The sequence below is a fragment of the Rhizobium sp. P1_E6 genome (assembly GCF_056405875.1).
The window spans coordinates 1-5,510 of the sequence record NZ_JBFUBG010000175.1 but is presented as its reverse complement, the minus strand read 5'-3'; the positions used below and the strand labels follow the sequence as shown (position 1 = coordinate 5,510).

Sequence of the window (5,510 nt, the reverse complement as noted above, 5' to 3'; positions counted from 1 at the left end):
GGCTTATAATCCCACACCCTCGAAACAGTCAACACATCCAATCCAACTTTTTTGACATTTTTGTAACAGGTTGATTCGACAGGGGATTTTCTGGCACTAAGTTATCCACAGATCCCCTTTGCGACAAAATTCTCGAACAATCTTTTACTGAACGATAAAAAATCATCCTGAACCCCTCCCAAAAATGCGGAAAGGCCACAAAAAAACAGTGCCTTGGCCAATTTTATGGTTAACACCGAATAAATGGACGCTCGTCCGCCTCTGTCAAACGAGCGTCATAAAGGATTGTCGCGAAAGGCTCGGAACCTAACGCGCATTTCCGTGTTTCCCTCCCCATTGAAGGAAAGGAGACAGATATGGCCGCCAGTACCGATGATCTCAGAACATCCGTCAGCAAGGACATCGCCGCCCTGCAGCAGGAGGTGTCCCGCCTACAGAAGATGATTTCCGCTCAGGGCGCCGAAGCCTATTACGAAGTGCGCGATCGCGCAGGCAAGGCTTATGAAGACGCGCTTCCCCGTGCCAAGAGCGCTGTCGCCCAAATCCGGGCAGAAGGTGCGGCAGTCGCCGGCACGGCCCGCGAACATCCGGCAGCGACCACGACGGCGCTTCTGGTTGCTGGAGCGATCGGCTTCTTGGCGGGCTATATGCTGTCGAGCGCCTCACAGCCCGAACAGCGCCACTGGTGGCGTTGAACCACCAACCTCCATCGCTACATTTTTGCGCATCCTGCAAATCCAATTTTTGCAGGATGCGTAAACACTTATGTCTTAGAAAAACCAATTTTTAATGCGAGCAGTGGGAACATAAAAATGAAGGGAGGACATCATGGAAAACAAGAGAGAGAAGCTGATCGTTGAAGTCAGCGTCGACGGCGGCGATGGGCGCCTTGCTGTCGGCATCATGAACATGCGCCAGGCGCTAGATCTCCCCGAAATGCCGAGCCTGTCCTACACACATCCGGACCCGGCCAAGGCTGCTGCCGGCATCGTGGTGAACCGGCAGGAACTGGCCGGCTTCATGGCCTGCCCCTGAGGCGGTAGAAAAGCTCTTCTTCCCCTACTGCGCTTTTCCTGAAGCGTTGATAGTTCCTTTCGGCATCCGAAATCCCCTACTCCCCAGAATTTCGAGCCCCATTGCTGGCATCCATACGTCGTTCATGCAAAGAACGGCTTTCGCAATCGCATCAGGGATGGCGAAGTGACAGACCGGCGATCACCGCAAAAAACACGCGAACCCAACAGACCCGTGGCCGAACCGGCCGGCAAGCGGGTTACGCTTCCGCGCRCGCTCTCCAAGCTTGGCTATTGTTCCCGCACGCAGGCCGAACGGCTGATTTCAGAGGGCCGCGTCGAGGTCGGCAATCGCATCGTCACCGATCCCTCGGCATGGGTCGATCTTTCGACCGCTATTATAAAGGTCGATGGCAAGCAGATCGCCGCAGAGGCCAGGATCTACCTGATGCTGAACAAGCCGCGCGGCCTTGTGACCACCCGCCATGATCCGGAAGGTCGCCCGACGGTCTATGACTGCCTGGCCGAGTTTGATGTCCCACACCTCTCGCCTGTCGGCCGGCTCGACAAGGCGAGCGAGGGGTTGCTGCTCTTCACCAACGATACGGAATTCGCCCAGGCGCTGCTCGACCCAATCACTCACGTCTCGAAATCCTATCACGTCCAGATCGACCGGATCGCTGACGATGACATGCTGGCGGCCATGACATCGGGTCTTCGGCATGAAGGTGAACTGCTGCGCGCCACAGCTGCCCGAAAGCTGCGTGAAGGCGACCGCAATTCCTGGATCGAAGTAGAACTGCATGAAGGTCGCAACCGGCAGATCCGCCGGATGCTGGAAGCACTTGATATCGCTTGCCTCCGGCTCATGCGTGTGGCGATCGGTGGGCTGGAGCTTGGCGACCTGCCAAAGGGTTCTGTCAGGGCGCTGACCGAGACCGAACTGAAGAATCTTCGCCGGAAGATCGCGCCGGCGAGATGATAAGGGATCGGGAATGAACGAGATGAAGCCGCATGATTTCTGGCAGGATATCCATCCGCCGGGCAGTTTTGAAACGGTCGGTGACTTCACGTCCTTCTTCGTGGCGGAACTCGAGGATGGCAGGCAGTTGCGGCTGCCGATCCGCGTACTCTCGGACGGCGAACATGGGTTGGCCTCGCTGATCATCAATCAGGCAAGCTTCACAGTGCTGGATGCACTCGCCGAAGACCTCGCCGCAAAAATAGAGCCCTTTGCTATCGACGTGGTCGCCGGTCTGCCGACACTCGGCCTGACCCTTGCGGCAGCAGTTGCCCAGAAGCTCGGACACGACCGGTATGTGCCGCTCGGCACCTCCCGCAAATTCTGGTATCGCGACGAATTGTCGGTCGCCCTCTCATCGATTACCACACCGGAGCAACAGAAACGGCTCTATGTCGATCCGCGCATGCTGCCTCTTCTGGAAGGCCGCCGCGTCGCGCTGATCGACGACGTCATATCGAGCGGAACCTCGATCGTCGCAGGTCTCGATCTTCTCGCAAGCTGCGGCATAGAACCCGTCGTCATTGGCGCGGCAATGCTGCAATCGGACCGCTGGCCCGCCAAACTCGATGCCGCAGGCCCCAAATGGCAGGCACGCACGAAAGGCGTTTTTGCCACGCCCGTCCTAGAGCGGACAGCCGAAGGAAAATGGCGCAGACCGGCCTGACCAGCAGCAAGATCAGATGTCAGGACCGATCATTCTTTCGTCTGAGCGGGCTATACAGCACCGAACGAAAAGCTACATTCGGCGTGTGATCGAAGACAGGAACCGCCGATGACGCTTGAGCAAGCAGCCCTCCTGATCCTGCTGGTGGCGATGCTCTTCCTGTTCTCCCTCGATCGCCTGCGCATAGAAGTTGTCGCGATCGGCGGATTACTTGCGGGTTATGTGCTGGGCCTTTATCCTGCCGACGGGATCTTTGCCGGCTTCGCAAGCCCGGTGGTCATCACTGTCGTGGAAATCCTGATGGTCGTCCAGGTTCTGGCGCGCACCAAACTCTTTGACAGCCTCGCTGAGGGCTTTGTGGCATCGGGCCTTTCGCATTTCCGGGTCATAGCAGGCGTCTCCGCTCTGACCGGCTTCATCTCGATTTTCATGAACAATATCGGCGCCTTCGCAATTACCCTACCGCTGGCGCTGCGGCTGAACACGCTCATGAGCATTCCGCGCCGGCAGCTCCTGATGCCAATATCCTTCGCCGCTCTTCTCGGCGGTCTCGTCTCATTGATCGGCACGCCCGCCAATCTTCTCGTCAGCGATGCGCTTGAGAAAACCACGGGCAAAGGTTTCCGCTTCTTCGACTTTGCTTATGTCGGGCTTCCGGTCGCCGTAACAGGCATTCTGCTGATCGCGCTGATCGTGCAGCGATTGTTTTCGGAGCCGGACGAGGTCGCGGAAGTGCCAACTCCGCCGGCCCGCCGCATCGTCGTCGAGCGCAGCATTCCCGAACATTCGCCGCTCGTCGGCGTAACACTTGCCCAATGTCCAGAGCGTTTCGGCATCCAGCCGCATGCCCTGATCCGCGATAGGGCTTTCGTCTTTGGCCCGCTCGAGCAATCGGTCATTCAGCCGGGCGATATTCTGTTGGCGCAGGGCGCGGATTCGGTCTTCGCGGATCTGGCCGCCTCGCAAACGCTGGTGCCAAACGCCCATCCGCATGGGCTGCAGCCGGATTTCGCCAGCATCGAAGCCGTCGTCATGCCGGAAAGCACGGTCGTCGGCTCGCGCATCGCCTCGCTGGAAGTCTTCCGTACTCGCGGCGTCACCGTTTCAGCACTGTCGATGCGTTCTCCCCGTATCGAAGGACGTTTTGCGGATCTCCAGCTTTCCATCGGCGACATATTGGTGCTGGAGGGCCCGAAAGCGGCGATAGCTGAGGCGCTGGAAGAGTGTGAATGCCTGCCCCTTGCTTCCGCAGCGCCCTTCCCCGGATCGCCGGCTTCATGGCAGCCTTTTGCAATCTTTGCCTGCGGCGTTGTCGCTTCCGCCTTCGGCCTACGCCCCGATATTGCTCTTGCCTTCGTGGTGCTGGCGCTCGCGCTGCCCGGCTATCTCAACATTCGTCATGCAATGGCGGACCTCAATTGGCCAATCATCATCATGCTCGCGGCAATGATCCCGATCGGTCAGGCTGTCGCCACAACGGGCATGGCCGAGACCATCGCAGCATGGCTGAGCCTAGCCTTCCCGATCAGCCATCCGCTGTGGGGCATCGCACTCGTTCTGTTTCTGGCCATGGCGCTGACACCCTTCGTCAACAATGCCACGGTCGCGATCGTGCTCGCGCCGATCGCGTTGGAATTTGCGAGAGCCGGCCAGCAGCCGCCACAGGCCTATCTGATTGCGGTGGCCGCCGGTGCCTCGCAGGATTTCCTCACACCCTTCGGCCATCATAACAATACGCTGTCGATGAGCATCGGCAGCTACCGTTTTGGCGATTTCCTGCGCGCCGGCTGGCCGCTGACACTCGCCGGCTATATAGTTACGCTCGTTCTCATCACCCTCTTCTGGCTTTGATGAGCCTTTGCTTGACTTCCCCCGCAATGAAACTAGAGCAGGGACAGTTTAAGCCGATAGAAGGACAGCCGAGCACCGTGCGCATTCTCTCCGAAGCCCATTTCCCGGAACTGCCGAACTACTACCGCGGCAAGGTGCGCGAGAATTACGATCTTCCGGATGGCCGGCGCATTATCATCAGCACCGACCGGCTGAGCGCCTTCGACCGCATCCTGACCTGCATTCCCTACAAGGGACAGGTGCTGACGCAGACGGCCCGCTACTGGTTCGAGGCAACGAAGGACATTTGCCCCAATCACGTCCTCGACTACCCCGATCCGAATGTCGTCATCGGCAAGCGGCTCGATATTCTTCCTGTCGAGATCGTCGTACGCGGCTATCTCGCCGGCACGACCGGCACCTCAATCCTGACGCTTTATAAAAAGGGCGAGCGTGAGATGTACGGCATGCGTCTACCCGACGGCATGCACGACAACCAGGTTCTTCCCGAGCCGGTCATCACGCCGACCAGCAAGGAATTCGACGGCGGCCATGACGAACCGCTGACGCCGGCCGAAATCGTCAGCCGTGGACTGCTGACGAAAGAGCAGTGGGAAACGCTTTCCAAATATGCGCTGGCGCTTTTCGCCCGCGGCCAGGACATAGCCGCAAAACGCGGCCTGATCCTTGTCGACACCAAATATGAATTCGGCACGGACGAGAATGGCAACATCATTCTCGCCGACGAGATCCATACGCCCGACAGCAGCCGCTACTGGGTGGCAGAAACCTATCCCGCTGCCTTCGAAGCCGGCAAGCGGCCGGACAGCTTCGACAAGGACTTCGTGCGCGCCTGGGTGGTCGAGCGCTGCGACCCTTATAAGGATGAAATTCCGGAGATTCCGGTCGAGCTGATCGAGCAGACCTCGGCCGTCTACATCAAAGCCTATGAATGGATCACCGGTGAACGCTTCGTACC

General features: G+C 58.6%; 6 protein-coding genes. All 6 read left to right on the top strand.

Annotated elements, in window-relative coordinates:
- The first annotated feature begins 356 nt into the window (after nt 1-356).
- Nucleotides 357-695 (top strand): hypothetical protein, encoded by a 339-nt coding sequence (locus AC1D35_RS34610; protein ID WP_113309419.1) that lies wholly within the window; start codon nt 357-359, stop codon nt 693-695.
- Between the two features lie 133 nt (nt 696-828).
- Nucleotides 829-1,035, top strand: coding sequence for a hypothetical protein (locus AC1D35_RS34605; protein WP_113295451.1), 207 nt, complete (start codon nt 829-831; stop codon nt 1,033-1,035).
- 165 nt (nt 1,036-1,200) lie between these two features.
- Complete coding sequence (locus tag AC1D35_RS34600) at nt 1,201-1,995, top strand: pseudouridine synthase (protein ID WP_477942389.1); 795 nt, start codon at nt 1,201-1,203, stop codon at nt 1,993-1,995.
- Nucleotides 1,996-2,017: 22 nt separating this feature from the next.
- Entirely contained in the window at nt 2,018-2,701 is a 684-nt protein-coding gene (locus tag AC1D35_RS34595) for a phosphoribosyltransferase (RefSeq protein WP_113309422.1), read from the top strand.
- 108 nt (nt 2,702-2,809) lie between these two features.
- Nucleotides 2,810-4,552: an SLC13 family permease gene (locus tag AC1D35_RS34590; protein WP_113309411.1), complete on the top strand. Its 1,743-nt coding sequence runs from the start codon at nt 2,810-2,812 to the stop codon at nt 4,550-4,552.
- A 77-nt stretch (nt 4,553-4,629) separates the two neighbouring features.
- Nucleotides 4,630-5,510, top strand: an 881-nt coding sequence (locus AC1D35_RS34585; protein ID WP_477942387.1) for a phosphoribosylaminoimidazolesuccinocarboxamide synthase, incomplete at its 3' end; no start/stop codon positions are given.